Raw genomic sequence first — 26,174 nt, 5'->3', positions numbered from 1 at the left:
GGCCTTAGGCGACAAAAATTACATAAATTTAGAGTAAAACAACTAATTACTAACTTCGCAGATATTTCCGTATAACTATAAGATATGGTTATAAGAATCGCCAGCGGGAATTACGCTGATAAAGAAAATCTACGAGAGCGGGATTTACAGGCTAAAAGCGGAGGGAAGGAAGGGTCGCTCTCCACCGTGTAGTGTTAGAGCGACCGAATTACGCTGGTTCTATGAGTTGCTCAATAGATCCAATAATACATCGTGGTGGTTAGACGTCTTAAATTTATCGAGGATATGCGTTAGCCGGCCGTCTTCACCAATAATGAATGTGGTTCGCACAATCCCCATAAATTCCCGGCCCATGAACTTTTTAAGGTCCCAAACGCCGTACTTTTCAGCAATCTTGTGATCTTCGTCTGAGAGCAAATCGAAATTCAAATCGTGCTTATCAATAAAGCGTTGAAGCTTTGCCTCAGGATCGGGACTCACCCCAAAGACGACGGTATTGAGCTTGCTCAACGCCTTGGCAGAATCCCTTATGCCACACGCCTGGGTTGTACAGCCCGGTGTCAACGCCTTGGGATAGAAATACAGGACCACCCGCTTGCCGCGCAAATCCTTCAACGCGATCTTTTCACCCTTTTGATTCGTGAGGGTAAAAGACGGGGCTAAGTTGCCAATTTTGGGGTGTGCCATATGAACTCCTCAATCATGCCTGTAGGTATTATAAATTCAAAAAAAAAGCGCGGGCTAGCCGCGCTTTTCGACCTATTGTTTAATTACGCCGGCAGCAATGCTTTAACCGCATCGCGCTCTTCCTGCAGCTCCTTCTCAGTGGCAGTCATTTTGCCACGGGAGAATTCGTTGATCTCCAGCCCTTGGACTATCTCCCAATCACCGCCCTTGCACACGCAAGGGAAAGAGTAAATCAATCCCTTTTCGATTCCGTAGGAGCCATCGCTGTAAACACCCATGCTCACCCAATCACCTTCAGGCGTGCCGAGCGCCCAATCGCGCATGTGGAAAATGGCGGCATTGGCTGCTGATGCAGCAGAAGACGCGCCACGGGCCTTAATGATCGCCGCACCACGCTGCTGTACAACGGGAATAAAGTCGTTCTCATACCAAGCCTGATCAATCAAATCCATCGCAGACTTTCCGTCCACCAAGGTGTTGTGCAGATCGGGGTACTGTGTGGAAGAATGGTTGCCCCAGATGAGCATCTTGGTCACGTCATTGATGGTCTTGCCCGTTTTCTGAGCGAGTTGCGTCTGCGCGCGGTTATGATCGAGGCGAGTCATGGCCGTGAATTGGCGCGGATCGATGTCTGGCGCATTGCGTTGAGCAATCAGCGCATTAGTGTTGGCTGGGTTGCCGACTACCAATACTTTAATGTCACGGGATGCGTGGTCATTGATAGCCTTACCTTGTACAGAGAAGATGGCAGCGTTAGCTTCAAGTAAATCTTTACGCTCCATGCCGGGGCCACGAGGACGAGCGCCAACCAACAGTGCGTAATCTGTGTCTTTAAAGGCTACATTCGGGTCATCGGTGCAGACCATGCCGGCCAACAATGGAAAGGCGCAGTCGTCCAACTCCATAGCAACCCCTTTCAGGGCTTCCAGTGCTGGCGTAATTTCCAGCATTTGGAGAATCACAGGCTGATCTTTGCCCAACATTTCGCCGGCAGCGATGCGAAATAGCAGGGAGTAGCTGATCTGACCGGCGGCGCCGGTTACGGTGACACGAACGGGTGTTTTCACAATATTTCTCCGAAACTGAGTTAGCCTAGTAAGCGGCGGCCATTATAGGGCCTTGGTGAGAAAATTCACCTTATCCGCCGTAATAACCGGTATTTCCAGCAATGATAGCCCACATTGATCAAATGTATATTAGGCGTTTGCGTAGCGGTCTGTCAGTGCTTGATAGAGGGCCTCGGGGAAATCCAGTGCTGCGTGATCCAGTGCATTAACCGCGTCCACCAGGTGTTCATTATCTTCCCTACCCGACCAAACCTTTTTATAGGTGCCGTCTTTATAGCCGTGATCTTGTCGGAAAAAGTTAAGCACGTTTTTGCCGACATAGCCGGTGTAGAGATCATCGAAACCCATGCCTACCCCAGCTAACAGGCGAGCAAAGTGACGCACTGAAAAATGCTGTTTGGTGATGACCTCGCCCGCGAAGGCCTCTAGCTCTTGGCGAAACGCTTCTGCGTCCAACTCTTTGGGCTCCAGGTTGGCCAATGATTCTGCTAAATAAGACAGGCGTTGCTCAGGGTCAGGCTGCTCTGTGAGCACCATACTTAACCCGAAGTGCCAGATATCAATCAATTCCAGTCGCACCTGCTCCACGTCAGGCTGCTGCTTTTTCCACCATTTCCAACCATAGTGATCTAGCAGCTCGGCACACTCCACCCAAATAGCGCGATACCAAGCAAAGTTCTGCGCCCGCCATTCGGGGTTAACTTTGGCGTTCATGCTGTCTTGCAGTACCAGCATTTTTTCGAGTTGTGCGCGCATAGATTTAGGCTCCCACAGTGTGAACGGGCTTGGCCCGGTTAAACAAATTGAAGAAATTATCGGTCGTTTGCTGCGCGAGCTGTTCGAACGGAATGCCTTTTAACTCCGCCAAATACTCTGCCACTTCGCGCACGTATTGAGGCTCATTGGACTTGCCCCGATAAGGCACAGGCGCCAAATAAGGCGAGTCTGTTTCGACCAGCAAACGGTCCATAGGAACAAAGCGCGCCACATCGCGCAAAGCCTCGGCATTTTTAAATGTCACAATGCCCGAGAGAGAAATGTAGTAGCCAAGGTCCATTGCCGCACCCGCCATACCGACATCCTCAGTAAAGCAGTGCAATACCCCGGCAGATTCGGTAGAACCGTGTGATTTAATTAATGACAAGGTATCTGCGCGGGCATCCCTTGTGTGCACAACGACGGGCAAAGCCGCCTCAGCACCTACCGACAAATGCATGGCAAAGCTTTCTTGCTGCTGCAGTTTGGCGTCTTCTGAGTAATAGTAATCGAGCCCGGTTTCACCCACGGCCACCACTTTGTCTGTTGTAGTGAGTTGCAGTAATTGCTCACGCGTCATCAAGCCTTCGGCGATATCCAGAGGATGTACGCCCACGGAAGCAAAAATTTGCGGAAATCGGTGCGCTATCGAAAGCACCTCTGAAACATTTTTGTCTGAAATGCTAATACACAAAAGGTGCGACACACCGCGTGCCTGCGCATCGGCAATAGCCGTCTCTAAACTGCGATCACCGAGTTTTAAACGATCTAGGTGGCAATGGGAGTCCACTAACATGCAAAATGCCCTAACTGTAATACCTATTAAAAACGCTAAAGTGCCACACAAAAAAGGCCAGCAAGCTGGCCTTTTAGCAATGAGTTGCAATTTTACATAGTATGGGTGGGTCTGTCTGATCCCAATGAGCCCGCGAGATAGGTTTCAATTTTGGTAACGGCCATATTGTCTTGATCGTTGAACTGAACGCCAATTCCCGAGGCGCGGTTACCTTGAGCACCTTTCGGCGTCACCCAAACCACTTTGCCTGCGACGGGAATTTTTTCCCCTTCGTCTAACAGGCTGAGCAACATAAATACTTCATCACCTAGCTTATATGCGCGAGTTGTGGGAATAAACAGACCACCATTGCGGACAAATGGCATATAGCTGGCATACAACACCGCTTTATCTCGTATGTTAAGGTTTAATATACCGTTTCGGGCACCACCGAGTGCAGCCATACCAATAGTCCTTAATAAACCTGATTAACCACAATAATTCACGTCCATTTTGCGCAACCGAGCCCTTGAGGTGCACGGTTTACGCAGGCTGTTGAGCGATTGTCTTGAGCACCCTGTCATTCGGTAAAACCGGGTAGCCCAAAGCAATCGAAACACCGTCACTCAGTGTAGCCCAGTCTGCAGGCAGGATTCCAGCCTTAGCGTCGGGCCATGGCCCGACACAGGGCCTGCCAATCGAGCACCAGCTCTTCGAGCAACAATTGTGGATTGGGGTTGGCGCCGCCAGCTAATGCCGACCTAGCGCGCCCAACCTTTTCGTAATACCGGTGTAATATAGCCGGGTCTCCCCGCCCGAGCATCTGTAGCGCCCAATCAACACTATTTGCGCCAGGTTTAACCTGCCATTGCAATTGACGCAATAGTTGGCTTAACCAAACTTGAATCCACGTCAGCAATTGAATTGGGTCTTGCGCCTGCCACTGGCTTGCCAGTGTAAGTGGCCCTGTTTGGCCAAGAGCCAAGGCCTCTAGGCCCGACATTAATGCCTGATGATGTTCTAGGTTCTCGCCCTCCAACAAATCCGAGGCGTAGAGTGGCGCACCACCCGCCAATTCCAAAAGCGCTGCTGGGTCTGTTCTGGAGCCCACTAGAGGCGTTAGCCAGGGCAACACCTGCTCGACGGGAGGCTGCCCAAAGGTCAACAGCCGGCAACGACTGCGAATAGTTGATAAAACACCACTCGCCTGATGACTAACCAATAACAAATGCGAATTACCGGCTGGCTCTTCAAGGCTTTTCAAAAGGGCATTGGCCGCCGCAGTGGTCATGGCTTCAGCAGGCGCTAGAACAACCACTTTGCGCCCGCCCTGCTGCGCCGTTTTCGCGAGGAAGTCCGTCACCTTGCGGATAGGGTCAATTTTAATTGCTTTGCCATGCGCCTCGGGCTCAACCAATAGTAAATCTGGGTGACTGCCGGCCTTAACCAATTGACAGGCTTTGCAATGGCCACAGGCTAACTCCCCCGACTGAGCGCTGCACATTAACCTGTGGGCCACCAATAGCGCCATATGGGCCTTGCCAACCCCCGCAATGCCTGAAAACAAGTACGCATGAGGCAGGCGGCTCTGCTCGATAGCCTTGTACAAACCCGACCACTGCTCACCTTGCCAGGGAAAGGGACTCAATCCGAATTCTGTTTCTGCTAGTGTCATATGTAGTCTTAAAAATAAGCCTGATAATGCGTGGGTAGAGCCGGTTACGGGTTTAGCGGCTGGTAAAATTGAAATGAGCTCAATGAATATTTACGGCGACCTGGTCTCCAGCCGCTACGCATACAGCAGCTTCTTTGTCATACTGCCGCGCCATAATCAGGGAGATTGCAAGGTGCCCTATTCGCCACTACCAGAACACCGTCTCGATCGCCAAGTGCAAAACCCAGACATCGTTTACGAAGACGAGCATTTGGTGGTTATTAATAAACCGGCCAACATGTTAAGCGTGCCGGGTAAAGGTCCCGATAAACAAGATTGCGCCATCAGTCGTCTGCAGCTAACTCATCCAGGTGCACTATCGGTGCACCGGCTGGATTATGCCACTTCTGGCTTGCTGGTCGTAGCCCTAACAAAAGATGTGCACCGAGCCCTGAGCAAACTGTTTGAACAACGGCTCATCCATAAACGATACCTCGCCCGGGTTGACGGCATAGTGACACTCAATGAAGGCGAGGTAGACCTGCCATTAATTTGTGATTGGCCCAATCGACCGCGCCAAAAAGTGGACTTTGAGCAGGGTAAAGCTGCTCGCACTTTGTACGCTGTGCAGCACCGCAACCTAGCAGAGCACTCAACCACGCTGGAGTTAACGCCTATCACGGGCCGATCACACCAGCTGCGAGTTCACATGCAACAGCTTGGGCACCCTATTTTGGGGGATGAATTTTATGCTGACGCCGACGTCAAAGCGAAAGCTTCGCGACTGCTGTTGCACGCGCAGTGGTTGAAATTTGAACACCCAGTAACTGCGCAAACACTTGAAATTTCCTTGCCAGCCCCCTTCTAATTAACGCGCGAGCAATTCGCCTAATACAGCGGCGATATCCGCTTGTACACGCTCGAGGTTTTGACTGGCATCTACAATGGCAAACCGGCTTGCCTCCACTGCCGCACGTTCGCGGTAACACTGGCGTACTCGCTCGAAAAATTGCACTGCCTCAGTCTCAAAACGGTCCAATTCTCCGCGGCTACGGGCTCGCTCAAGACCAACCTCAACATCAATATCTAGCAATAATGTGCAATCCGGCCGACAGCCCCCTTGCACCACCTGCTCCAACAGCTGAATTAATGAGACATCCAGCCCTCGGCCCGCGCCCTGGTAGGCATAGGTCGCATCAGTGAAACGGTCACAAAGCACCCATTGCCCGCGCGCTAACGCCGGCTTGATCACTTGGTTAAAGTGTTGCGCACGCGCGGCAAACACCATCAAAAGCTCAGCCGTCGGATCGACCAGCTCAGTTCGCGGCGCTAACAATAATTCTCGCAGCGCTTCCGCGAGTGGTGTTCCGCCGGGCTCGCGAGTTCGAAACACACTGATACCTTTTTGCGTTAACCACTGCTCAACAAAATTTATGTTAGTGGATTTACCAACGCCCTCGGTGCCCTCAACGGTAAGGAATAAGCCTGGTTTCAAAAGTGATCCTTCTATCGGTTATTTATCTGGCGTCGAACGATAATCAGCGCGCCGACGATATTGGTATTTACGCACAGCGGCATTGTGCTCTTCTAGGGTCGCGGAAAACTGATGGTAACCATCACCCTTGGCCACAAAATATAGATTTTCACTCGAATCTGGATGCAGGGCGGCGAAAATCGAACGGCGTCCAGGTAGCGCAATGGGCGTTGGCGGAAGGCCGTTTATTCTGTAAGTGTTGTAAGGCGTAACTTGTTGCAAATGCTTGCGAGTGAGATTTCCCCGATAGGCTTTACCGAGGCCGTAAATGACGGTCGGGTCCGTTTGCATGCGCATATTGCGCTGTAATCGCCGTACAAACACGCCAGCGATCTGTTCGCGCTCAGCGTCAATGGCAGTTTCTTTTTCTACAATAGACGCCATGATTAACGCGTCATAGGGTGAGTCATAGGGTAGCCCGTCAGCGCGCTCCGCCCATAATTCTGCCAGCACAGTCCGTTGTTTTGCGAACGCCTGTCGAAGTATAGAAATATCTGAATCGCCCTTTTGATAGCTATAGGTATCAGGAAAAAACCAACCCTCAGGATGCGGCTCATGCATACCAAGTAACTGACGCTGCGCCTGCCAATCCAAACCCGCCAATCGGGGCTCAAGATAATCTAAGGAGTGGAGATACTGCAGGGTGTCGTAATAGGTCCAACCCTCAATGAGTTGTGCCGCATATTGGATCACATCACCCGCCACTAAACGACGCAGTAAGCTTTCTGCTGATGCCCCAGGAGCCACGGCATATTCACCGGCCTTGATGCGCGTTTGATCAGTTACTCTCGCATAAAGAACCCAAAGGCGAGCAGATATGAGGCCCTGCCGTTCTAGTCTATTCGCGAGCGCGATAAGGGATTGCCCACGGGGTACGTCAAGCTGCATTTCCGCCTCAAGCGCAAGCGGCGCAGCGGCCCAATGATTCAAATAAAAGCGCCCGCCAGCCACACTTAACAGCAAAAGTACGACACCAAGCACCAGTGCTAGAATCCATTTTTTCGTGCTCATCTATGACCGATCCCAATTTATCAAGATTGCGCAAATACGGCGTTCACATCATCCACAAACTGTTGCCGTTGCGCCGATTTGTTGTACGTTAACACAATGCGACCACCTTCTCGTAAGCTGGCGCCCTTCGCGGTATTTTTTAGGCTTAGAATGGCGCGATCATCGTGCGCCGACTCACCTATCACTAAGCGGTCTAATGCCCATGCGCCGCGAAAACTGTTAATGAAATACACTTGCTCCGCGTGTGCCAGTATATTCAAAGGTATAGGGCCTTCGGCCTCCTTTATTCGCTTGCGCTGCAATAAATATTGCCGCATCACCCCTGCCACGCCAGCGGATTTCAATTGGGGCGTCAACAACTCTCCGCCCACCTGAAAAACAAGATTGCTCGCCACGCCTTCAACAATATTGCCACGCTGATCAAGCACTATGCCTTCCTGGCATTGCTTGGCTCGAATTTCATTGGCCGCCAAAACCTGCTCTAGGCGATTACAATGTTTTACACCAGCCAGCAAACTATCGGCGAGAGCGGTATTACAAATGCAGGCAGAAACAGTGTCTACGACATATGGAGGGACTGGAAAAAACTGAAGAATTACGCGAGCCTTGGCCGAGTCTTCAGCGGCATAGCCTGCACCAGCGTTGCCACCGGTTACCAAAATTTTCAAGCGCCCGGATAAGGTAGGCAGGGCTTCGCCGGCCACCGATAACACCTGTTTAATGTATCCATGTAGCTGTGATGCAGCTGGGGCACTAATGCAAACTTTTTCACAATCACCGAGTAGGCGCTGTAGGTGCAAATCCAACAAGGGCAACTTCCCGCCAACCACACGGATCGTTTCAAAGAGCCCTTGACCGTATAGCAACCCACGGTCGAGCGCAGAAACCTCTGAGCTCTGCTCGCCATCAATCAGTATTACACTATCCACTGCGCACCATTAATCGCGTTCTCTCACGTTATTTGAAGGCTGTTCACAAATAAAAACGGCGATCTATTTGATCGCCGTTTTAACAGAACCTTCCAGCGTCATACTTTTCTGAATACCAGTGTACCGTTTGTACCACCAAATCCAAATGAATTAGACATACTGACTTCAATAGGCATTTCTTGTGCGGTGTGAGGCACAAGATTTATATCGCAACCCTCGCTCGGATTTTCGAGGTTGATGGTGGGCGGTGCCACCTGGTCGCGAATGGCTAACACGCTAAATATTGCCTCAACAGCGCCGGCGGCACCTAGCAAATGGCCAATCATAGACTTAGTGGAGCTCACGGCCACCTTGTCTTGCGACGCACCCATAACCGACTTCACGGCCTGACACTCGGCAATGTCACCAGCAGGCGTAGATGTCCCGTGGGCGTTTATATAATTCACCATGGCTGCATCTAACTGGGCGTCCTTGAGCGCATTACGCATGCTCAATGCCGCACCGGCTCCGTTTTCTGGCGGTGACGTCATGTGGTAGGCATCACCACTCATGCCAAAGCCTACAACCTCAGCGTAGATTGTGGCACCGCGAGCCTTAGCGTGCTCATATTCCTCTAACACAACCACGCCTGCGCCGTCGCCAAGTACAAAACCATCGCGGTCCTTATCCCAAGGGCGGCTCGCACGCGTGGGGTCGTCATTGCGAGTGGAGAGTGCGCGCGCTGCAGCAAAACCAGCTAATCCCACCGGCGTGGTTGCCATTTCAGCACCACCCGCAAGCATTACATCAGCTTCGCCATACTGAATCGAACGGGCTGCCAATCCGATCGCATGTGTACCTGTTGTACAGGCCGTCACCACTGCCAAGTTTGGCCCTTTGAAGCCATACTTTATCGACAGGTTGCCAGCGATCATGTTGATGATGGCGCCAGGTACAAAAAACGGTGAAATGCGGCGAGGCCCCTTATCGTTTATGGTCATTGCGCCATCGGCAATCGACCCAATACCGCCAATACCTGCGCCAATCACTGCACCGATGCGCTCTGCATTAGCGTCAGTGACTTCAATGCCAGAATCTTCCCAAGCCTGAACACCTGCGACCATTCCGTACTGAATAAAGGGATCCATCTTGCGGGCATCTTTTGCCGCTAAGTAGGGCTCTACTTCAAAATTTTTAACAGCCGCGCTAAACGTGGTCGAAAAGGGACCCGTATCAAAGTGCGTAATGGGTGCAACTCCGCTCTGACCTGCCAATATACCCTTCCAAGTATCGGCCACAGTATTTCCCAAGGGCGAAACCATGCCCATTCCGGTAACAACAACTCGTTTTCGCGACACGTTTAATCTCCAATCTGAAGAGCCCTATACGACTCCTCGAAACCCAAAGGTAAAATGCGGCAATACAAAAAACAAAAGCCGTACTATTGCGAAATAGTGACGGCTTTTGCTGTGAACAGAAGTTCCGTTCGGCTAATTACGCGAGATGCTCGTTGATGTAATTAATTGCCAGCTGAACTGTAGTAATTTTCTCAGCTTCTTCGTCAGGAATTTCGGTTTCGAACTCTTCTTCCAGTGCCATAACCAGCTCAACGGTATCGAGAGAATCAGCACCCAAGTCTTCGACGAAAGAGGCTTCGTTTTTTACTTCTTCTTCTTTAACACCAAGCTGCTCGGCGACAATTTTCTTTACGCGCTCTTCAATGCTGCTCATATCGTTTTTCAACTCCTAGTTGGTAATATCAGTCAAACCGTTGTCTTAACTAGCCTGACAAGCGGCCAATAAATTAGTGCTTCGGCCAACACGGGTCGGCATTTTACATGGATTTTTAACCGGTTGTAACGCAAACCAGCTAAAATTTTGTCTTTTTGGAATAAAACCCAATAAAAACAAAAGGTTGCGGCTGTTACGCCATGTACATTCCGCCATTGACGTGGATTGTTTCTCCAGTCACATAGGCGGCTGCGTCGCTCGCCAAAAAGGCGACGACACCGGCAATTTCCTCAGGCTGTCCCAGGCGGGCTAAAGGTATATTTGCCAACAAAAGGTCCTTTTGAGCATCTGGCAGCTCTTTTGTCATGTCGGTGTCGATAAAGCCAGGGGCAACGGTGTTAACCGTAATATTGCGAGACCCCACCTCTTTAGCCAAGGCGCGGGCAAAACCACCAACCCCCGCCTTTGTAGCGGCATAATTTGACTGTCCCGCATTCCCCATGGAACCCACAACCGAACTGATGTTGATAATGCGACCCCAGCGAGCCTTCATCATCCCACGCAGACAGCCCTTGCTCAAACGGTAGATGGAACTCAAGTTAGTGTTGATCACATCAAACCACTCATCGTCTCCCATGCGCATCAACAGATTGTCTTTGGTAATACCTGCGTTATTAACCAAAACCTGGGGAGCCCCATATTTTTCACCGACTGCACTTAGCAAAGCGGCTACAGAATCCGCATCGGTAACGTTTAACACCATGCCTTCGCCCTTAAGGCCCTTGTCGGCCAAACGGCTGGAGATCGCTGCGGCACCTTTTTCGCTAGTAGCCGTACCAATAACAATCGCACCCTGTGCACCCAAAAGATCGGCTATTGCCGCGCCAATGCCTCGACTGGCACCCGTTACTAATGCAACTTTGTTTTCCATAATGATTTCTCTTGTTTTCGACTAGGAAGCCGCAGTTTCTGCAAGGGCTTTTGTCAACTCATCCACGCTGCCAGTGGTCACCGACTGCAAGGATTTATCTATACGCTTTGCCAATCCTGCCAATACGGCACCAGGGCCGCACTCTACCATCTGTGTTGCGCCGGAATTGGCAAGCGCCTTGACACAGTCAACCCACAATACTGGCTGATATATCTGCTCAATCATTAACTTCTTTATAACCTGCGGATCCTGCTCAGGCTTGGCGTGCACATTGTGGATAACAGGTATGACTGGGGCACTGAAGTTTGTAGCATCCACCAGCGATGACAACTGATCAGCTGCTGGGCGCATCAAACTGGTGTGGAAAGGAGCGCTGACCGGCAAGGGTAACGCGCGTTTGGCACCGGCCTCTTTACACATCGCCATGGCCTGCTCAACAGCAGCCGCTTGACCGGCAATGACAACCTGCCCAGGTGAATTAAAGTTAACGGCAGCTACGACCCCTGTGTCTGACGCCTTTTCGCAGGCGTCTAGGATAGCTGCGTCATCTAGACCGATGATAGCCGCCATGGCGCCTTCACCCGCCGGTACTGCGGCTTGCATAAACGCGCCGCGCTGCTGCACTAATTTAACGGCATCGGTAAATGCAACGACACCAGCGCAAACCAACGCAGACCACTCACCTAGGCTATGGCCCGCCATAATTGCAGGCTGGGCGCCGCCCTGCTCCTGCCAGAGGCGCCAAATCGCAACACTGGCAGTCAACAACAAGGGCTGCGTGCGCTCAGTTAAGTTAATGTCTTCTTGAGCGCCATTTTGGACGAGATCCCACAGGTCATAGCCCAGCACTGCAGACGCCTCTGCAAAAGTCGATTGAATTACAGGGTGGACAGCTGCCAGATCGGCCAGCATTCCGATTTTTTGTGAACCCTGACCTGGAAAAATAAACGCCAGTTGTGCGTTCGACATAACCTATCACCTTTTTATTAGACCAGTTATTACCGGTCTAATTGCTATTCGGAATTTAATTGTGCAATTGTTGATTTGCGTCGATGGTATCCGCTGCAAAGCGTACCGCCAATTGGCCGGGCAGATCTTGCTGTGCTTGCTGTACTGCGACGTCGATCGCATTCAAGAATGCTGAACTGTCTGCACTGCCGTGGCTTTTAATTAACGGCCGCGCCAAGCCTAAAAAACTGGCGCCATTATAGCGAGCGGGGTCGAACTGTTTACGCCATTTTAGCAATACGGGTTTGGCTAACTGGCCAACCAATTTGCCATACCATGACGCAGTGAATGCTGCGCGCAGCTGCTCCACCAAAAAAACTGCAGCGCCCTCACTCGCCTTGAGCGCCACATTACCGGTAAAACCATCGGTGACCACCACATCGACATCACCGTCTAACAGATGACTGGCCTCCACATATCCCGCGTAGGTTATTGCAGATTCTTGCGCCAGCTGTGCCGCTGCATTTGATAGCAAGTCGCCGCCCTTATTGGCTTCAGTACCAATATTAAGCAGAGCAACTCTCGGCGAATTCGAGCCCGCTAAAACGGCTCCCATACGCGCGAACTGAACCAACAATGCCGGCGAAACCTCGAGATTGGCACCCAAATCAAGCACCCACGTCCGCCCACGCCGCGTGGGCCACTGCTGACAAATCGCCGGACGCTCAATCCCTGGCACCATTCCCAGCAGACGCTTACCCGCCACCATTAACGCGCCGGTATTACCCCCACTCACACAGGCCTGCGCCCGGCCATCTGCCAACGCTTGGACAGCGAGCCACATGGAGCTCGAACGGTGCCGCAACACTTCGGTGGGCTTTAATGAAGGCGCGATTTCAGTTTCGGCACTAAACCATTGGCAGCGCGGGTGTTGTGCTAGCGAAGGCTTAAAGTAGTGCTCGGCATCAGGTGTGCCAAAGAGAAGGAGTTCTAGCGAGGGGTGAATATGTAAGGCTTTTTCACAGGCGTGAAAAACAGCGCGGGGACCTAAGTCCCCGCCCATCGTATCTACGGCAATCCGCAATGTGGTCAAGCGCGAGTATTACTCGTCACTGCCCGTGTCGATTACCTTGCGACCGCGGTAAAAACCGTCCGCAGTCACATTGTGACGACGGTGTTTCTCACCACTGGTTGGGTCGATTGACAGGGTTGGACCGGTCAGCGCATCGTGTGAACGACGCATGTCACGACGTGAACGAGACTTCTTGTTTTGTTGTACAGCCATGATAGCTCCTACTTACCAAATGGACTGAAGCCGGGGCGCCTCGTTATTTCGGCGAGCCCTTAAGTTGCTCCAGCACTTTAAAAGGGTTGTCAGACTCCTGCGTATCCGGCACTACTTCGCCAACACTCAACACTGCGGGGTCTACACACTGCTCTTCGTGATAAGCCACCATTGGCAACGCCAACAACAACTCCTCTTCCACTGCCACGTACAAATCGGCAGGCCCCTCATCCAATATCCAAGGCTCAAGATCCTTGGAAAGGTGCTGGGCTTGCTCTTCCGTCCATACCACCGCTAAGGCGATATCTGCGTGCAAGCTAAGCTGCGTTGGTTGTAAACAACGCTGGCATACCACTGAAACTCTTGCATCGGCACTGCCTTTCAGGGTTTTAGCGCCCTGCTCATCAATGCCGAAATTCAGATGCACATCTATCTCTTCGGCACCACTTTGAACGGCTTCGCTCAATCGAGCCATGTCCGCCAAGGGGATGCGACCAGACAAACTAACCCCCTTCGTTGCAAACTTTCGCGGGTCTACCTGCCGAGGCAGGAACTGTAAAGAGGGGGCATCTGACATAAGCGCGCAATTCTAGGGTCAAGATTATGTGCTGTCAAAGGGAAATAACCACTAATTAGGGGGTTCAACGCCCATTATCGGCTATATTTTGCACAGATGACATCAATTCAGCCGCTAGAGCACCTACGCTGGCCAAAACCCGTGCAACCCACTACCCTCGCAAGACTTCTTTGGACAAGAAATAGAAGCGCGCGACGCCACACTAAACACTCGATATCATCGGATTACCATGCCCCCAAAAATCGTACTGGCCTCAGGCTCCCGCTACCGACAACAGCTGCTAAGCAGGCTTGGCATCGACTTTGAAAGTTGTGCGCCAGATATCGACGAAACCCCCAAACCTCAGGAATCCCCTGCAGAGCTGGCGATGCGACTCGCCGAAGCTAAAGCGGTGGCGCTGACAAAACAGTTCCCCAGCGCATTAATTATCGGCTCCGATCAAACCGCTGCCTGCGGAGACACATTATTGGGCAAACCGGGCACGATTCAGCGCGCCCAAGAACAACTTCGCCTGTGCAGGGGCAAACAGGTGACCTTTTACACAGGGCTGTGCCTCATTAATAACGACACAGGTACACAGGAGACCAGCCTCACACCCTTTTCCGTAAGCTTCCTAAATCTAAGCGACCGACAAATTGAGCGCTATATAGAGAAGGAGCAGCCACTGGATTGCGCGGGCAGCTTTAAATGCGAAGGCCTGGGAAGCGCGTTATTTGAAAAGCTGGAGGGACAGGACCCAACGGCGCTGATTGGCCTACCCCTAATATCACTCTGTGCCATGTTGAGGCGCGCAGGTCTCGACCCTTTAGATTAAGCCTCGACACCCAGCGGCAACAGGGGCCAGGCCAGCAATTGGCTAAAGCGATCCACACACAAATCGGGACTAAAAGGTGCCAATTGACTGGGGGCATGGGCGCCATAGGTCACAGCCACCTTGCGCACCCCCGCCGACTGGGCCATGGCCATATCAAAGGTGGTATCACCCACCATAACGGCGTGCGCCTTAGATACGCCAAACACTGCCAACAGCTCGTGCAGCATCATTGGGTCGGGCTTGCCAGCAGTTTCGTCGGCACATCGCGTCGCATCAAAAAAGTCGCACAAGCCTAAATTTTTAAGTACCCGATTCAAGCCTTTGCGGCTTTTACCGGTAGCCACGGCCAGCTTCAATCCGGCCCCTTTCATTCGAGCCAAGCCCTCCTCCACGCCCTCAAAAAAGGCGCTTGGCTCGGCATCCGCTTCGATAAATTGCTCCACATAGGCGTTAATCAGACGCTTATGATCGGCATCGGACACCTGGGGATAGAGCGTCCTGAAGGCCTCACCCAATGACAGCCCTATAATCTGCTGTACCTCATTTGCCGGCAAGATTGGCAGCGCTAGTGCATGCGCAGCAGCCTGGACACAGCCGACAATTTTACCCGTCGAATCACTCAGCGTGCCGTCCCAGTCAAAAATCATGAGCATCGCAATGCGTCCACTAACTGCTGCATATCTGCTGGCATTGGCGCCTCGAACACCATCACCTCGCCTGACCCCGGGTATTCAACCTGCAGTCGAGCCGCATGCAGACATAAGCGCCGCAAGCCGTTGACCTTGTGTTTGGCATTGACGCCATCGTCTCCATATTTGTCATCGCCCAACAACGGGCAACCGGCAATGCGAGCATGCACCCGAATTTGATGGGTGCGCCCAGTAACGGGTGTCGCCTCGACCCAACTTGCCCCACGCAACAGCGCCAAACGCTTAAATAGTGTTTTGCTCGGTTTGCCCTGTGCGGAAACGCGCACCACGCGATCGCCGGTCGGCAATTCCGTACGCAATAAGGGTTCATCAACCACAGTCCGATCCGCGGGCCACTCACCATCCACCAATGCCCAGTAGGTTTTCTTAATACCCGCCAATGTCATTTGCTCTGACTTTTCTCGAAACTGAGCCTGCAGCGCCTTGAGCGAGGCGCGCTTCTTCGCCACCAGTATCACGCCGCTCGTTTCGCGGTCCAAGCGATGCACCAACTCTAAAAACTTACACTGCGGGCGCATTTGACGCAGGGCCTCGATTAACCCCACCTGTACGCCACTGCCGCCATGCACCGCCACACCCGCCGGCTTATTAATGGCGAGCACCAGGTCATCCTCGTGCAGAATGGCCGCCTCGAGCTTAGCCGCAAGATCCGGCCCCACCGGAACGGTATCACCGGCCTCAGCCAGCCGTATGGGCGGCACCCGGACAGAATCCCCCGCACACAACTTGTACTCAGGCTTCACCCGCCCTTTATTGACGCGCACTTCACCCTTGCGCAACAGGCGGTAAATTCTAGATTTAGGCACCCCTTTCAGGCGCGCTAGCAAGTAGTTGTCTACCCGCTGACCGTCATAATCTGGATCTACGATTAAAAACTGCACCTGATGAAACTCTGTCATGACTGACCTGCACTCGAAAAAGAGCCGTATTCTAACACCCGAGCACTGCATTTTTCTTTCTAATTGAAGGGGTTAGGGAATGCTGCTATAGTTCAGCCCGCTGACTGGGCAGGTTTCCGGACATTGCGTAAAGGCAAGTCGCGAGGAAATACCGCCAAACAGCCAGCAGACCGCTGGATCCGCTGTACGCGTCTGACCCGAGGTGGGCAGCCGGTACACATCCCCGGAATGCTGTTGTAGACCCAATAGCGGTGACTGGTGTCAGAGCGTATGCCGACCCCATCACCACAGTGACAATTGCGCACAATGATTGCTGCAGTGCACTGAAAGAACTGTTTTTAAAACTCGATGTAGAAAACCTCTACCAGCAGGGATGGCCAAAAGCTCACTCACGGTAGCGACAAGCACAATTTGTCCCTAACCCTGAATGCACCTCCCCTCGTTATGTACACTGGTAGCGTCAGCAACCGAACTGACAATTAAATACGAAATTTAACTGAGTTTTTGATGATTTTTGGCAATTACCGCAACCCACATAACAACAGCACGCGACCTTCGGGTATTTCGCGCGGCAGTTTGTTGCGGCCAAAATCTACCGCCGACTTTGCGAGCCTTTAGGTAGCGCGAGGGATTCTAGGCGGTTATACAGTTTGACAGCACACTCTTGCACCATTGCTGCGCCCAAAAAAACTAGGCACAGCATGAAAAGAATGCTCATCAATGCAACCCAACCTGAAGAGTTGCGCGTTGCCCTCGTCGACGGCCAATGGCTGTATGACTTGGATATCGAAAATCGCAATCGCGAGCAGAAAAAAGCCAATATCTACAAAGGTAAAATTACCCGCGTTGAACCCAGCCTCGAAGCCGCATTTGTGGATTACGGCGCGGAGCGACACGGCTTTCTACCCCTAAAAGAAATCTCCCGCGAGTACTTCTCAAAATCACCTAAAGACGTTGATGGTCGCGTCAAGATTAAAGACGTACTCAAAGAGGGACAAGAAGTCATTGTCCAAGTTGACAAAGAAGAGCGTGGCAACAAAGGCGCCGCGCTGACCACCTTTGTGAGCCTCGCAGGCCGCTACCTGGTATTAATGCCCAACAACCCACGCGCCGGCGGCATATCTCGTCGTATCGAAGGCGAAGAGCGAGCTGAACTGCGCGACGCACTGTCGGACATTCAGGTTCCACAGGGTATGGGCATTATCGTTCGCACTGCAGGCATTGGCCGCAGTTCTGAAGAGCTGCAGTGGGACATGGATTACCTGCTGCGCCAATGGGCCGCCATTAAAGATGAAGCTGACAACTCTAAGGCGCCCCACTTTCTGTTCCAGGAAAGCAACGTCATTATTCGCGCAATTCGCGATTACCTGCGCCAAGACGTAGGCGAAGTTATCGTCGACAATCAAGACGCCTTTAACTTAGCTTGTGCCTTCATTCAGCAGGTTATGCCGAATTACCAAAGCAAAATTAAGCTTTACGAAGACGACATCCCACTGTTCAACCGCTACCAAATCGAAAGTCAAATCGAAACGGCGTTTGAGCGGGAAGTGAAACTTCCCTCTGGCGGCTCGATTGTCATCGACCCAACAGAGGCTCTGGTTTCAATTGACATCAACTCTTCACGTGCCACTAAAGGCGGCGACATTGAAGAGACAGCGCTGCAAACCAACCTTGAAGCCGCAACCGAAATTGCGCGACAGCTCCGACTGCGAGATATCGGCGGTCTGGTAGTGATCGACTTCATCGATATGCAAGCAGCCAAGAATCAACGCGAAGTCGAAAATCGCATTCGCGAAGCCCTTGAAATGGATCGCGCCCGAGTCCAAGTCGGCCGTATTTCTCGCTTTGGCTTGCTGGAAATGTCGCGTCAGCGCCTGCGCCCATCACTGGAAGAAACCATGTCCAAGGTGTGCCCGCGCTGCTCAGGCCAAGGCACCATTCGCAGCACCAAATCCTTGGCCCTGTCCATTTTACGTCTAGTAGAAGAGGAAGCTCAAAAGGAACGCAGCGCCGAAATTCGCGCCATTGCACCGGTTTCTGTAGCAACCTATTTACTAAACGAAAAACGCAAAACCATTAGTAAAATCGAGGCGCGCAATAATATTCGCGTGCTAATCGTGCCCAAGCCCGAACTGCAAACGCCACACTTTGAAGTTCAACGCCTGCGCGATGACGATGAAGGCACCCTCGAAACGAGCTACAAGATCTCCTCGCCCGCCGAGCTGCTTGAAGCCGACGTCGAAATGACAGCCGCACCCAAGCCCGTGGCGCGCGCGGCAGTTCAACAAGTTGCCCCAACACAGCCGGCACCAACACCCACGCCCGAAGCAAAGCCCAGCATTATTGCGCAATGGATAGCAGCGCTACTCGCGCTGTTCGCCCCGAAACCGAAAGCCAAAAAATCCACTAAGGGCACCAGCGAGCACCGTCGCAATTCACGCAATCGCAATCAAGGTGGCAACCGCCGTCGCGGGCGTCGCAACAACTCGGACGAAAGCAGCAACACGGCAGCAGAAAGCAAGCCAGAAAAGTCCGACAACAAGCGCTCGCAAAAGTCCGACGACAACACCGAAGGCAATGAAGAGCAACGTGGCACCCGCCGCCGTCGTCGCCGTCGTCGCGGTGGCAACAGTGATAACAACACTGATGGCAGCGGTGAAAACAAGTCAGCTGACACTCAAGCGCAAAACAATCAGCCCGCCGCTGAAAAAGTGCCCGAGCCCGCTGAACCTGTAGAAGCTAACGCAGACGATAATGAAGATCGCCCCGCTCGTCGCCCCAGCTCGCGTCGTGGACGCACGCAAGAGCGCCGTCGTGGACGCCGCTCCGAGCAGGTCGAAAAACTTGAGCAATCAAACGAGTCGGAGGCTGAGCAACCTGCGTCAACAGAGCCCCAAACGGCTCCCAGTGCACCCCAGACCGCTGCAGATACCGCACCAACACAGGCCAAAACTGACGAATCCAATGCCCAGGAAGCCCCACAGCCCACTGGTGCAGACGAATCCGTAGCGGCAGATGCAACCGAGCCCTCTCCCACAGCGACTAACGACACTGTTGCGGTAAAGATCGACGACCCTATCGAGCATGCAAACGACGATGCACAACCGGTAAATGAGGCGCCAGCTGCAAAAGCTGATAACACTGATCCGCAACCCGTCAGTGAATCGGCAGATGCAGTGACGACCGACGCGGAAAAGGCACCAGAAGGCGAATCTACTGAAGTGATTGAAGAGGCCCCGGCCGAAACCACTCAGGCAAAAGTGGATGCTCAAGACCAAGCTGAGACGACTCCCGCCCCTCAAGCGGAAAAAGAGGCAGTTGTTGAATCGACACCTGTGGCGCCAGCGCAAACGGAAGCGTCAGAAAGCGCTGAAGACAGCTCGACAACAAACTCACCAGCTCATCAACAGGATAACTACGTGCGTCCAAGCAATGACCCACGCAGCAATCCTAAGCCAGTAGGTCAGGTTATGGTCACCACGGAAACTCGTCAGAAGTCTACCGCCAGACCACTAAACACCGCGGTGCCTGCGGCTATTGAACGCACACCTAAGGCAATAACTCGGCCCGCCAACGATCCGCGCAACAAGCGGCCCTCCGAGGCAGACGCCTAACCCCACTAAAGGCCGGCTATTTAGCCGGCCTTTTTTATAGCCGCTCAATAAATGAGCGATAAAATATTTAGAAAAAATAGACACTTACGGCTTGCCAAGCCAACTCCGGTCTGTATAATCTGCGCCTGCTACGGAAGGGTGGCAGAGTGGTCGAATGCACCGGTCTTGAAAACCGGCGATGTGCGAGCATCCGTGGGTTCAAATCCCACCCCTTCCGCCATTTCCCCTTCGCACCACCCCGCTTTTTTCTGAAACTTTTTCTTCGCTCCACAGTCAAACACCCAGCAAACAACTGGCGCTTATAAGTACCAAAACCCGCTAATTAGCTTGCTTTTAAAAGCGGTGTTTGTAAGATACAGCGAAAATTTACCTAATCACGGAGAAGGTTATGCAAGAGCTTTATAACCAAACATCGGCTTCCGCAACACGCAGTGCCGAAGTTAGCAAGGTGCTGCGCAATACGTACATGCTGCTGGCGATCACCATGGCGGTGAGCGCTGTTTGTGCAGCACTGTCTATCGCAATCGGCCTTGGCCGCGGCACAGCGCTGATGATGTCGCTGGGCGCACTGGCGCTGGTATGGTTCGTTTTACCCCGCACTGCAAACTCATCTTCCGGCCTTTGGGTGGTATTCGGCTTTGTTGCGCTGCTGGGAGCGAGCTTAGGGCCAACACTTAGCTACTATCTGCAAATGCCCAACGGCAGCACAGTAGTTATGCAAGCGCTTGGCGGCACTGCATTGGTGTTCTTTGGCCTGTCAGGCTATGTACTCACAACCGGTAAAGACTTCACCTTTATGGGTGGTTTTTTGTTCATCGGTTTGATCGTAGCCATCGTTGCCATGCTCGCGCTGTTTGGCCTGAGCTTTTTCGGCATTCAGGTTTCCGGTGCTCATCTGGCCATTAGTGCAGTAATTGTATTGCTGATGTCCGGTTTCATTCTGTACGACACCAGCCGCATCATCACCGGCGGTGAAACCAATTACATTCTTGCAACCGTTGCGCTGTACCTGAATATCTACAACCTGTTCACCAGCCTACTGCACTTGATCGGTGCCCTTGGCGGCGACGATTAAACCCTGAACACGCCAGAATAAAGAGCCCCGTAGGGGCTCTTTTGCTTTGAGGGCCAACCTTGTGGAATATGCCTTATTAATAATTGCAGAGCCTGCAAGCGCTGGTGAACGATCGGCGCTGGACTTCGCGCAGGCATTAATCAAGGCGGGCCATTCTCTTCGGCGGGTATTTTTTTACGGAGCCGCCGTGGCCACCGCCAGCGCTCTGCAACAACCTCCACAGGGCGAAACCCCACTACAAAAACGCTGGCAAGCCTTAGCGCAAGAGCACCACACCGAGCTGATTGTGTGCATAGCTGCAGCCTTGCGGCGCGGCATTATTGATGCGCGCGAATCACAGCGCTACACGCTACCGGCACACAACCTTGCAGAACACTTCACCTTATCGGGCTTAGGCCAGCTGGTTGAAGCAAGCGTTAGCGCAGACCGGCTGATCACCTTCGGATAACTCATGCAGCCAATCACAACGCCTAAAAAATTATTGTTCATCTTCACCCACGCAGGCACCACAGACCTGCGCGCTAAAGAAGGCCTAGACGCCCTGCTTGCGGCCGCAGCATTTGAACAAAGCATCAGCGTGGTTTTTATGGGTGATGGCGTTTGGACGCTACATTCACCCAGCAACCCCGGAGCACTTGGATTACCCGCCATCAATAAACAACTACCGGCGCTTTCGCTTTATGGCATAGACAAACTCTACGCAATCAGCACAGACATAAGCCAAAGGCATATTTCATGTGCGTTGGAAAATCTTTGCCTGATAGATGACCAACAACTCACTGCGCTGATCCGCGAAGCAAGCCAAGTGTTGAGGTTTTAACATGAACGCACTGCACCTGCTAAATCGCACCCGCGAACACCCGGCATTTAGCCAATGCCTTAGAACTGCACCGGGCAACACGCTCTTGCTGCTAGCAGACGCTGTATACGAACTCCAAGATGCCAACAGCCCCCTGTGGCGTCTCGCCGGCACCCGCCTGCTGGCGCTTGAACCCGACATCCTGGCCCGAGGTGTAGCGCCTGCAAACGCCGTTGAAAGCCTAAGCTATGACGATTTTGTTCTGCTCACCACCCAACACCGCCCCATCGTTAGCTGGTATTGAGCCATGTATGCATTAGACAACGACGGCTTTCTGGCGAATCTGGAAGATTGGAGCGAAGATGCCGCCCTTTGGCTGGCGGCACAAGAAGGCATCACCCTGACGGATGCTCACTGGGAAGTACTGCACGCCCTGCGTGCATTCTATGCCCAGTACGATTTGGCGCCCGCCATGCGCCCACTGGTGAAGCACATAGGTAACACACTGGGGGCAGATAAAGGCCGCAGCGTATACCTCATGCAACTATTTCCGGGTAGCCCGGCAAAACTGGCGGCAAAAATCGCCGGTCTACCCAGGCCCACCAACTGCCTTTAACCTACTCGCCTATGTGAATCACAATTTCCCGCTGGTGGGCCCCGTGGCGGTGCTCCCACAGATAGATCCCCTGCCAGGTACCCAAGGCTAGCTCGCCCGCAATGATGGGCACTGAAAGGTTTACGGCTGTCAGCATTGATTTAATGTGTGCGGGCATGTCATCGGCACCCTCCAAGGTATGGGTATACAAAGGGTCATTCTCCGGCACCAGCCGATTTAACCAGGCCTCTAGATCCCGCTGGGCGGTGATATCGTAATTTTCCTGCACCAGTAAACTTGCCGATGTGTGGCGCACAAACAAGCTACACAAACCAGACTCTGGGCAGTGGCGGGCAATGGCGCTGCGGACCTGATCGGTGATGCTGTGCAATCCCTGTCTGGGTGTCGCCACCGTTAATTGAATAATCACTGGGTACTACCTCCAAATCAACACAGATTTAAGGCCTCATTTTGGGCGACCGAACCTATGCCATTTTACGTCGCCTGCACCTTTGAGCACAGCTAAAGCGCCAAGCCCTTAGCGGCCACTATGGCGGACAAGTAAGCTATAATGGCCGGCTTTATTTTCCAGGTTACAGGCAGGCGTATGGCCATTCATCAGGTAGCACCAGAGCGCTACGAACAACAGCTGGGCGAAAAGCTCGCCACGCTAAAACAACAATTTGCAGACCTTTCGCTGCCAAATATTGTTACCTACCACTCACCCGCCGAGCACTACCGCCAGCGGGCTGAGTTCAAGATTTGGCAGCAAGACGGCAAGGCAAGTTACGCCATGTATCAACCGGGCCAATACAAAACCCCCTTTGTGATAGACAGCTTCCCCGTGGGCTCAGTGCGCATTAACAGCCTAATGCCAACGCTGCTGAGTGCCGTTAACAACAGTGAAATATTGAGAAGGCGCCTGTTTCAAGTAGAGTTTTTAACCACTAAAAGTAATGACGCACTGATCACACTCATCTACCACAAGCCCCTGGACGCACAGTGGGAAAAGGAAGCCCGAGCACTGCGCGAGACGCTTGGGGTAGATATTATTGGCCGCTCGCGGCGCCAGAAAATCCTGCTTGAGCGCGATTTTGTCATCGAAAAACTGCAAGTGGGCGAACAACAATTTGAGTACAAGCAAATTGAAGGTGGCTTTAGTCAGCCCAATGCAGATGTGTGTGAAAAAATGCTGGCGTGGGCTGTAATGCACACACAAAACAGCCGTGGCGACTTGCTGGAGCTCTATTGCGGCAACGGTAATTTCACCGTGCCCTTAGCCCAGAATTTCAACAAAGTACTGGCCACAGAAATTTCCAAAACCTCAGTACAAGCCGCTCACTATAACTTCGAAGCCAACAATGTAGACAATGTTGAAGTGGTGCGCATATCAAGTGAAGAATTTACCCAGGCCATAGACGGGGTGCGACCTTTTCGCCGGTTAGCGCACCTGGATTTAGCCAGTTACGACTTCTCAACCATCTTTGTAGACCCACCCCGGGCAGGCCTGGATGACGACACCCTGGCCCTCACCAGCCGCTTTGAAACAATCGTGTATGTATCCTGCAACCCAGACACCTTACACGCCAACCTGAAAACCCTGAGCCAAACCCACATGGTTGAGCACTTTGCGGTGTTTGACCAATTCCCCTACACCCACCATTTAGAGTGCGGTGCTATTCTGCGGCGGCGCTAAGTTCAAATTTCGCCAAGCGCTTGGCCGAGTCTAGAATAAATTCTTGGTATTTAGCTTCACTGGCTAAGCGCTCTTTGTCATAGCGGCGCTTGGCTTGTTTATCCAGTGCACGCCAATCTTCCATTCGAGGAATGTGCAGGGTTTCATCGGCCAGTTTATACAGCGCCACATGTTGCTCACGCGCACGCCCACCCTCCCCTAAAATATCCAGTAAAGCGGTAATTCGAATCGCAGCTTCGGTTGGTGTTAACTCTTCATTGAGTACCCCTTGGGCCAGTATCCGAATACTATTGACCCGCTTGACCTTCTGCTCACTCATTACCTGCTCAAGCTCCGCCAAGCGCGTTTGCTGTTGCTGTGTTTGGCGGCGAACCTGCCAAAGTAAATACACCGCATAGCCGGTTAGCCCTAACAAAATAACAGCGGCGATCACTACGTAAATATTCATTTCAAATTCCCAATTAACTCATTGATGCGTGCACTTCGCCCGACCATTACCGCTCATCAAGCAACGCTACATCGCTCGAAACTTCGACATCGGCATCATCTTCCAATAGCGTGAGATCCGCTTCATCTAACGCAGCATCTACTAGATCGCCACGCAATTGCTTTTTGGTCTTAGCGCCGAGTTTGCGAATATCTTCTACCCGCTTAATCAGATTGCCCCGCCCTGACTTCAAACGGTTACGTGCTTTGTCATAAGCATCCTGTGTTCTACCAATGGCTTTACCCACATCATCAAAGGCCTCTAGCATTAACACAAATTGGTCGTACAACCCACCTGCCTGAGCCGCAATTTTTTCTGCATTGCGATTTTGCTTTTCATAGCGCCAGATATTTTCGACCGTCCGCAGGGTGGCAAGCAGGGTGGTAGGGCTAACGAGGATGATGTGCTTGTCGTACGCATCGCGAAACAGTGCCGGCTCCTCCTGCAGGGCCAGCATAAACGCTGCCTCAATCGGCACAAAGATAAATACAAAATCGAGAGTACGAATACCCTCTAAATTTTCGTAGTCTTTAAAACTGAGGCCACTGATATGGCTGCGCATAGAGTTTATATGGGCACGCAAATATTTAGCGCGCTCAAGGTCATTATCGGCACTGCAGTAACGCTCGTAGTCCAGCAAGCTTACTTTGGCATCGATAATAATATCTTTATTTTCCGGCAATCGAATGATGACATCGGGATTGCGTCGGTTGCCAGCCTCAGATTTCAAACTGACCTGCGTTTCATACTCACGGCCCTTCTGCAGACCAGACTCCTCAAGCAAACGCTCAAGTACCACTTCACCCCAATTGCCCTGGGCCTTACTGTCACCCTTAAGCGCATTGGTTAGATTGATCGCGTCCTGACTGATCTTTTGTGTCTGCTTGGCCAGTTCAGTGACCTGCCCCACTAACTTGTTTCGCTCAGCCGCCTCCTGGCTATAGACATCATCAACGCGCTTTCTAAAATCGCCCAGCTGCTGGCGCAGGGGCGTTAATGTAGACTCTAAAAGGTCCTTACTGTGCACATTGAATCGCTGCTGTTTATCGTCGAAAATTTTATTAGCCGTGTTTTCAAACTCTTTTGTCAGCGACAGCTTCGCATCTTGCAGCAGGCTCAACTGTTCCTTCATTCTCAACTGCTGCTGCTCCAACTCAGTCTTTAGCTGGCTATTTTGTTCTCGCAATTCGACGAGCTCCTTGCGTGCTGTTTGGTGCTCAAGTCGTAAACTATCCATACCGGCAACACGCTCAAGCGCTGTTGCTCGCCCCTCGCGCGCCTCACTCAATTGAACACGCGCTTCACTCAGCGCAGCCGCGTGCTCATCCACGGAGTTTTGCGCAAGCGTTAGTTGTTGCTCTAAATGGTTAATTTGGCTAAGCCGCTCGTGTTCAGCAAGTTTGAACTCTGATTCCAGCACAGATCGGGCAAGCTGCTCCGCGGCTAGGATTCTGTCTGCGCGCTGCTTTATTAACCAGAAATGCAGTGGCACCAATACAAACAACGCCAGTAAAAACCCGCCAAGCGCCCAAGTCAGTAGGCCTGTGTCGATTAACAATGAATATTCTCCATACTGTGTCTCTGTTAGACGCTAGAGCCTGCGAAAGGGCTTTGCTATGAT

Annotated in this window: 30 protein-coding genes and 1 tRNA gene; 10 read left to right on the top strand and 21 right to left on the bottom strand. The window is 52.2% G+C overall.

Annotated elements, in window-relative coordinates; genetic code table 11:
• Positions 1-219: 219 nt before the first annotated feature.
• The 6 genes from bcp to FHS30_RS06805 all read right to left on the bottom strand — a co-directional run bounded on the left by bcp (position 220) and on the right by FHS30_RS06805 (position 4,960).
• Positions 220-687, bottom strand: a complete 468-nt coding sequence (bcp, locus tag FHS30_RS06830) for a thioredoxin-dependent thiol peroxidase (RefSeq protein WP_183909720.1) — start codon at positions 685-687, stop codon at positions 220-222.
• 83 nt (positions 688-770) lie between these two features.
• Positions 771-1,754 (bottom strand): malate dehydrogenase, encoded by a 984-nt coding sequence (locus tag FHS30_RS06825; protein ID WP_183909719.1) that lies wholly within the window; start codon positions 1,752-1,754, stop codon positions 771-773.
• Between the two features lie 129 nt (positions 1,755-1,883).
• Positions 1,884-2,510, bottom strand: a complete 627-nt coding sequence (locus tag FHS30_RS06820; protein WP_183909718.1) for a dUTP diphosphatase — start codon at positions 2,508-2,510, stop codon at positions 1,884-1,886.
• 4 nt (positions 2,511-2,514) lie between these two features.
• On the bottom strand, positions 2,515-3,306 hold the full coding sequence (locus FHS30_RS06815; RefSeq protein ID WP_183909717.1) for a TatD family hydrolase: 792 nt from the start codon (positions 3,304-3,306) through the stop codon (positions 2,515-2,517).
• A gap of 92 nt (positions 3,307-3,398) precedes the next feature.
• Positions 3,399-3,749: a PilZ domain-containing protein gene (locus FHS30_RS06810; RefSeq protein ID WP_183909716.1), complete on the bottom strand. Its 351-nt coding sequence runs from the start codon at positions 3,747-3,749 to the stop codon at positions 3,399-3,401.
• Between the two features lie 197 nt (positions 3,750-3,946).
• Positions 3,947-4,960 carry a DNA polymerase III subunit delta' gene (locus tag FHS30_RS06805; RefSeq protein ID WP_183909715.1) on the bottom strand — a complete coding sequence of 338 codons (1,014 nt, stop codon included), beginning with the start codon at positions 4,958-4,960 and terminating at the stop codon, positions 3,947-3,949.
• 214 nt (positions 4,961-5,174) lie between these two features.
• Between FHS30_RS06805 and FHS30_RS06800 the strand changes: the two genes are divergently transcribed.
• A complete protein-coding gene (locus FHS30_RS06800; protein ID WP_343049013.1) occupies positions 5,175-5,807 on the top strand; it encodes a pseudouridine synthase in 633 nt (210 codons plus the stop codon).
• On the opposite strand, the gene tmk is transcribed toward FHS30_RS06800, so the two are convergent.
• The 10 genes from tmk to FHS30_RS06750 all read right to left on the bottom strand — a co-directional run bounded on the left by tmk (position 5,808) and on the right by FHS30_RS06750 (position 13,789).
• Positions 5,808-6,434 carry a dTMP kinase gene (gene tmk, locus FHS30_RS06795; RefSeq protein WP_183909713.1) on the bottom strand — a complete coding sequence of 209 codons (627 nt, stop codon included), beginning with the start codon at positions 6,432-6,434 and terminating at the stop codon, positions 5,808-5,810.
• Positions 6,435-6,452: 18 nt separating this feature from the next.
• Complete coding sequence (gene mltG / locus FHS30_RS06790) at positions 6,453-7,484, bottom strand: endolytic transglycosylase MltG (RefSeq protein WP_183909712.1); 1,032 nt, start codon at positions 7,482-7,484, stop codon at positions 6,453-6,455.
• A 20-nt stretch (positions 7,485-7,504) separates the two neighbouring features.
• Entirely contained in the window at positions 7,505-8,413 is a 909-nt protein-coding gene (pabC, locus tag FHS30_RS06785; protein ID WP_183909711.1) for an aminodeoxychorismate lyase, read from the bottom strand.
• A gap of 98 nt (positions 8,414-8,511) precedes the next feature.
• Positions 8,512-9,750: a beta-ketoacyl-ACP synthase II gene (gene fabF, locus FHS30_RS06780; RefSeq protein WP_183909710.1), complete on the bottom strand. Its 1,239-nt coding sequence runs from the start codon at positions 9,748-9,750 to the stop codon at positions 8,512-8,514.
• 136 nt (positions 9,751-9,886) lie between these two features.
• Positions 9,887-10,123 carry an acyl carrier protein gene (gene acpP / locus FHS30_RS06775; RefSeq protein ID WP_183909709.1) on the bottom strand — a complete coding sequence of 79 codons (237 nt, stop codon included), beginning with the start codon at positions 10,121-10,123 and terminating at the stop codon, positions 9,887-9,889.
• 193 nt (positions 10,124-10,316) lie between these two features.
• Positions 10,317-11,054: a 3-oxoacyl-ACP reductase FabG gene (fabG, locus tag FHS30_RS06770; protein ID WP_221197201.1), complete on the bottom strand. Its 738-nt coding sequence runs from the start codon at positions 11,052-11,054 to the stop codon at positions 10,317-10,319.
• Between the two features lie 21 nt (positions 11,055-11,075).
• Positions 11,076-12,023 (bottom strand): ACP S-malonyltransferase, encoded by a 948-nt coding sequence (gene fabD / locus FHS30_RS06765; protein WP_183909708.1) that lies wholly within the window; start codon positions 12,021-12,023, stop codon positions 11,076-11,078.
• Positions 12,024-12,078: 55 nt separating this feature from the next.
• Positions 12,079-13,095 carry a phosphate acyltransferase PlsX gene (gene plsX, locus FHS30_RS06760; RefSeq protein WP_183909707.1) on the bottom strand — a complete coding sequence of 339 codons (1,017 nt, stop codon included), beginning with the start codon at positions 13,093-13,095 and terminating at the stop codon, positions 12,079-12,081.
• 9 nt (positions 13,096-13,104) lie between these two features.
• Complete coding sequence (rpmF, locus tag FHS30_RS06755; protein WP_183909705.1) at positions 13,105-13,287, bottom strand: 50S ribosomal protein L32; 183 nt, start codon at positions 13,285-13,287, stop codon at positions 13,105-13,107.
• Positions 13,288-13,330: 43 nt separating this feature from the next.
• Positions 13,331-13,789: a YceD family protein gene (locus tag FHS30_RS06750; RefSeq protein WP_246341210.1), complete on the bottom strand. Its 459-nt coding sequence runs from the start codon at positions 13,787-13,789 to the stop codon at positions 13,331-13,333.
• A 304-nt stretch (positions 13,790-14,093) separates the two neighbouring features.
• On the opposite strand from FHS30_RS06750, the gene FHS30_RS06745 reads away from it, so the two are divergent.
• Entirely contained in the window at positions 14,094-14,678 is a 585-nt protein-coding gene (locus tag FHS30_RS06745; RefSeq protein ID WP_183909701.1) for a Maf family protein, read from the top strand.
• On the opposite strand, the gene FHS30_RS06740 is transcribed toward FHS30_RS06745, so the two are convergent.
• The gene (locus FHS30_RS06740; protein ID WP_183909698.1) at positions 14,675-15,331 is read right to left on the bottom strand and encodes an HAD-IA family hydrolase; all 657 of its coding nucleotides are present in this window, start codon (positions 15,329-15,331) and stop codon (positions 14,675-14,677) included. The genes FHS30_RS06745 and FHS30_RS06740 overlap by 4 nt on opposite strands.
• Positions 15,322-16,287, bottom strand: a complete 966-nt coding sequence (rluC, locus tag FHS30_RS06735) for a 23S rRNA pseudouridine(955/2504/2580) synthase RluC (RefSeq protein ID WP_183909696.1) — start codon at positions 16,285-16,287, stop codon at positions 15,322-15,324. Before rluC ends, FHS30_RS06740 begins: the two co-directional genes overlap by 10 nt.
• 701 nt (positions 16,288-16,988) lie before the next feature.
• Between rluC and rne the strand changes: the two genes are divergently transcribed.
• The 7 genes from rne to FHS30_RS06700 all read left to right on the top strand — a co-directional run bounded on the left by rne (position 16,989) and on the right by FHS30_RS06700 (position 22,391).
• Positions 16,989-19,901: a ribonuclease E gene (rne, locus tag FHS30_RS06730; protein WP_183909694.1), complete on the top strand. Its 2,913-nt coding sequence runs from the start codon at positions 16,989-16,991 to the stop codon at positions 19,899-19,901.
• A 132-nt stretch (positions 19,902-20,033) separates the two neighbouring features.
• Positions 20,034-20,121 (top strand) — tRNA-Ser (locus FHS30_RS06725).
• Positions 20,122-20,289: 168 nt separating this feature from the next.
• Positions 20,290-20,976, top strand: a complete 687-nt coding sequence (locus FHS30_RS06720) for a Bax inhibitor-1/YccA family protein (RefSeq protein ID WP_183909692.1) — start codon at positions 20,290-20,292, stop codon at positions 20,974-20,976.
• A 61-nt stretch (positions 20,977-21,037) separates the two neighbouring features.
• Positions 21,038-21,424 carry a sulfurtransferase complex subunit TusD gene (gene tusD, locus FHS30_RS06715; RefSeq protein WP_183909690.1) on the top strand — a complete coding sequence of 129 codons (387 nt, stop codon included), beginning with the start codon at positions 21,038-21,040 and terminating at the stop codon, positions 21,422-21,424.
• Positions 21,425-21,427: 3 nt separating this feature from the next.
• Complete coding sequence (locus FHS30_RS06710; protein WP_183909688.1) at positions 21,428-21,796, top strand: DsrE family protein; 369 nt, start codon at positions 21,428-21,430, stop codon at positions 21,794-21,796.
• A 1-nt stretch (position 21,797) separates the two neighbouring features.
• Positions 21,798-22,079, top strand: a complete 282-nt coding sequence (gene tusB / locus FHS30_RS06705; RefSeq protein ID WP_183909685.1) for a sulfurtransferase complex subunit TusB — start codon at positions 21,798-21,800, stop codon at positions 22,077-22,079.
• Positions 22,080-22,082: 3 nt separating this feature from the next.
• Complete coding sequence (locus tag FHS30_RS06700) at positions 22,083-22,391, top strand: TusE/DsrC/DsvC family sulfur relay protein (protein ID WP_183909683.1); 309 nt, start codon at positions 22,083-22,085, stop codon at positions 22,389-22,391.
• Position 22,392: 1 nt separating this feature from the next.
• Here the strand turns inward: FHS30_RS06700 and FHS30_RS06695 are convergent, their stop codons facing one another.
• Positions 22,393-22,800, bottom strand: a complete 408-nt coding sequence (locus FHS30_RS06695) for a secondary thiamine-phosphate synthase enzyme YjbQ (protein ID WP_183909681.1) — start codon at positions 22,798-22,800, stop codon at positions 22,393-22,395.
• Between the two features lie 177 nt (positions 22,801-22,977).
• Here FHS30_RS06695 and trmA point away from each other — a divergent pair, with 177 nt between their 5' ends.
• Positions 22,978-24,066: a tRNA (uridine(54)-C5)-methyltransferase TrmA gene (gene trmA, locus FHS30_RS06690; RefSeq protein ID WP_183909679.1), complete on the top strand. Its 1,089-nt coding sequence runs from the start codon at positions 22,978-22,980 to the stop codon at positions 24,064-24,066.
• On the opposite strand, the gene FHS30_RS06685 is transcribed toward trmA, so the two are convergent.
• Together FHS30_RS06685 and FHS30_RS06680 are read right to left on the bottom strand one after the other, a co-directional pair.
• Positions 24,047-24,514, bottom strand: a complete 468-nt coding sequence (locus FHS30_RS06685; protein WP_183909677.1) for a DUF2489 domain-containing protein — start codon at positions 24,512-24,514, stop codon at positions 24,047-24,049. The two genes, trmA and FHS30_RS06685, sit on opposite strands and share 20 nt — an antisense overlap.
• A 46-nt stretch (positions 24,515-24,560) precedes the next feature.
• Positions 24,561-26,111 carry a DNA recombination protein RmuC gene (locus FHS30_RS06680; RefSeq protein WP_246341209.1) on the bottom strand — a complete coding sequence of 517 codons (1,551 nt, stop codon included), beginning with the start codon at positions 26,109-26,111 and terminating at the stop codon, positions 24,561-24,563.
• Between the last annotated feature and the right edge of the window lie 63 nt (positions 26,112-26,174).

Origin of the sequence: Simiduia aestuariiviva (assembly GCF_014192475.1) — a bacterium.
Taxonomy (GTDB): Bacteria; Pseudomonadota; Gammaproteobacteria; order Pseudomonadales; family Cellvibrionaceae; genus Simiduia; species Simiduia aestuariiviva.
Note: the sequence above shows the minus strand (reverse complement) of the source record. Positions and strands in the feature narration are given on the sequence as shown.

Excerpts from the sequence above, each read along its gene's own strand:
- FHS30_RS06720 (WP_183909692.1), top strand. The coding sequence starts at position 20,290 with ATGCAAGAGCTTTATAACCAAACATCGGCTTCCGCAACACGCAGTGCC.
- rpmF (WP_183909705.1), bottom strand. The coding sequence starts at position 13,287 with ATGGCTGTACAACAAAACAAGAAGTCTCGTTCACGTCGTGACATGCGT.
- fabG (WP_221197201.1), bottom strand. The coding sequence starts at position 11,054 with ATGGAAAACAAAGTTGCATTAGTAACGGGTGCCAGTCGAGGCATTGGC.
- FHS30_RS06745 (WP_183909701.1), top strand. The coding sequence starts at position 14,094 with ATGCCCCCAAAAATCGTACTGGCCTCAGGCTCCCGCTACCGACAACAG.
- FHS30_RS06805 (WP_183909715.1), bottom strand. The coding sequence starts at position 4,960 with ATGACACTAGCAGAAACAGAATTCGGATTGAGTCCCTTTCCCTGGCAA.
- fabD (WP_183909708.1), bottom strand. The coding sequence starts at position 12,023 with ATGTCGAACGCACAACTGGCGTTTATTTTTCCAGGTCAGGGTTCACAA.
- FHS30_RS06815 (WP_183909717.1), bottom strand. The coding sequence starts at position 3,306 with ATGTTAGTGGACTCCCATTGCCACCTAGATCGTTTAAAACTCGGTGAT.
- bcp (WP_183909720.1), bottom strand. The coding sequence starts at position 687 with ATGGCACACCCCAAAATTGGCAACTTAGCCCCGTCTTTTACCCTCACG.
- FHS30_RS06820 (WP_183909718.1), bottom strand. The coding sequence starts at position 2,510 with ATGCGCGCACAACTCGAAAAAATGCTGGTACTGCAAGACAGCATGAAC.
- mltG (WP_183909712.1), bottom strand. The coding sequence starts at position 7,484 with ATGAGCACGAAAAAATGGATTCTAGCACTGGTGCTTGGTGTCGTACTT.
- tusB (WP_183909685.1), top strand. The coding sequence starts at position 21,798 with ATGAACGCACTGCACCTGCTAAATCGCACCCGCGAACACCCGGCATTT.
- FHS30_RS06685 (WP_183909677.1), bottom strand. The coding sequence starts at position 24,514 with ATGAATATTTACGTAGTGATCGCCGCTGTTATTTTGTTAGGGCTAACC.
- FHS30_RS06810 (WP_183909716.1), bottom strand. The coding sequence starts at position 3,749 with ATGGCTGCACTCGGTGGTGCCCGAAACGGTATATTAAACCTTAACATA.
- acpP (WP_183909709.1), bottom strand. The coding sequence starts at position 10,123 with ATGAGCAGCATTGAAGAGCGCGTAAAGAAAATTGTCGCCGAGCAGCTT.
- FHS30_RS06710 (WP_183909688.1), top strand. The coding sequence starts at position 21,428 with ATGCAGCCAATCACAACGCCTAAAAAATTATTGTTCATCTTCACCCAC.
- trmA (WP_183909679.1), top strand. The coding sequence starts at position 22,978 with ATGGCCATTCATCAGGTAGCACCAGAGCGCTACGAACAACAGCTGGGC.
- rne (WP_183909694.1), top strand. The coding sequence starts at position 16,989 with ATGAAAAGAATGCTCATCAATGCAACCCAACCTGAAGAGTTGCGCGTT.
- FHS30_RS06740 (WP_183909698.1), bottom strand. The coding sequence starts at position 15,331 with ATGCTCATGATTTTTGACTGGGACGGCACGCTGAGTGATTCGACGGGT.
- rluC (WP_183909696.1), bottom strand. The coding sequence starts at position 16,287 with ATGACAGAGTTTCATCAGGTGCAGTTTTTAATCGTAGATCCAGATTAT.
- FHS30_RS06700 (WP_183909683.1), top strand. The coding sequence starts at position 22,083 with ATGTATGCATTAGACAACGACGGCTTTCTGGCGAATCTGGAAGATTGG.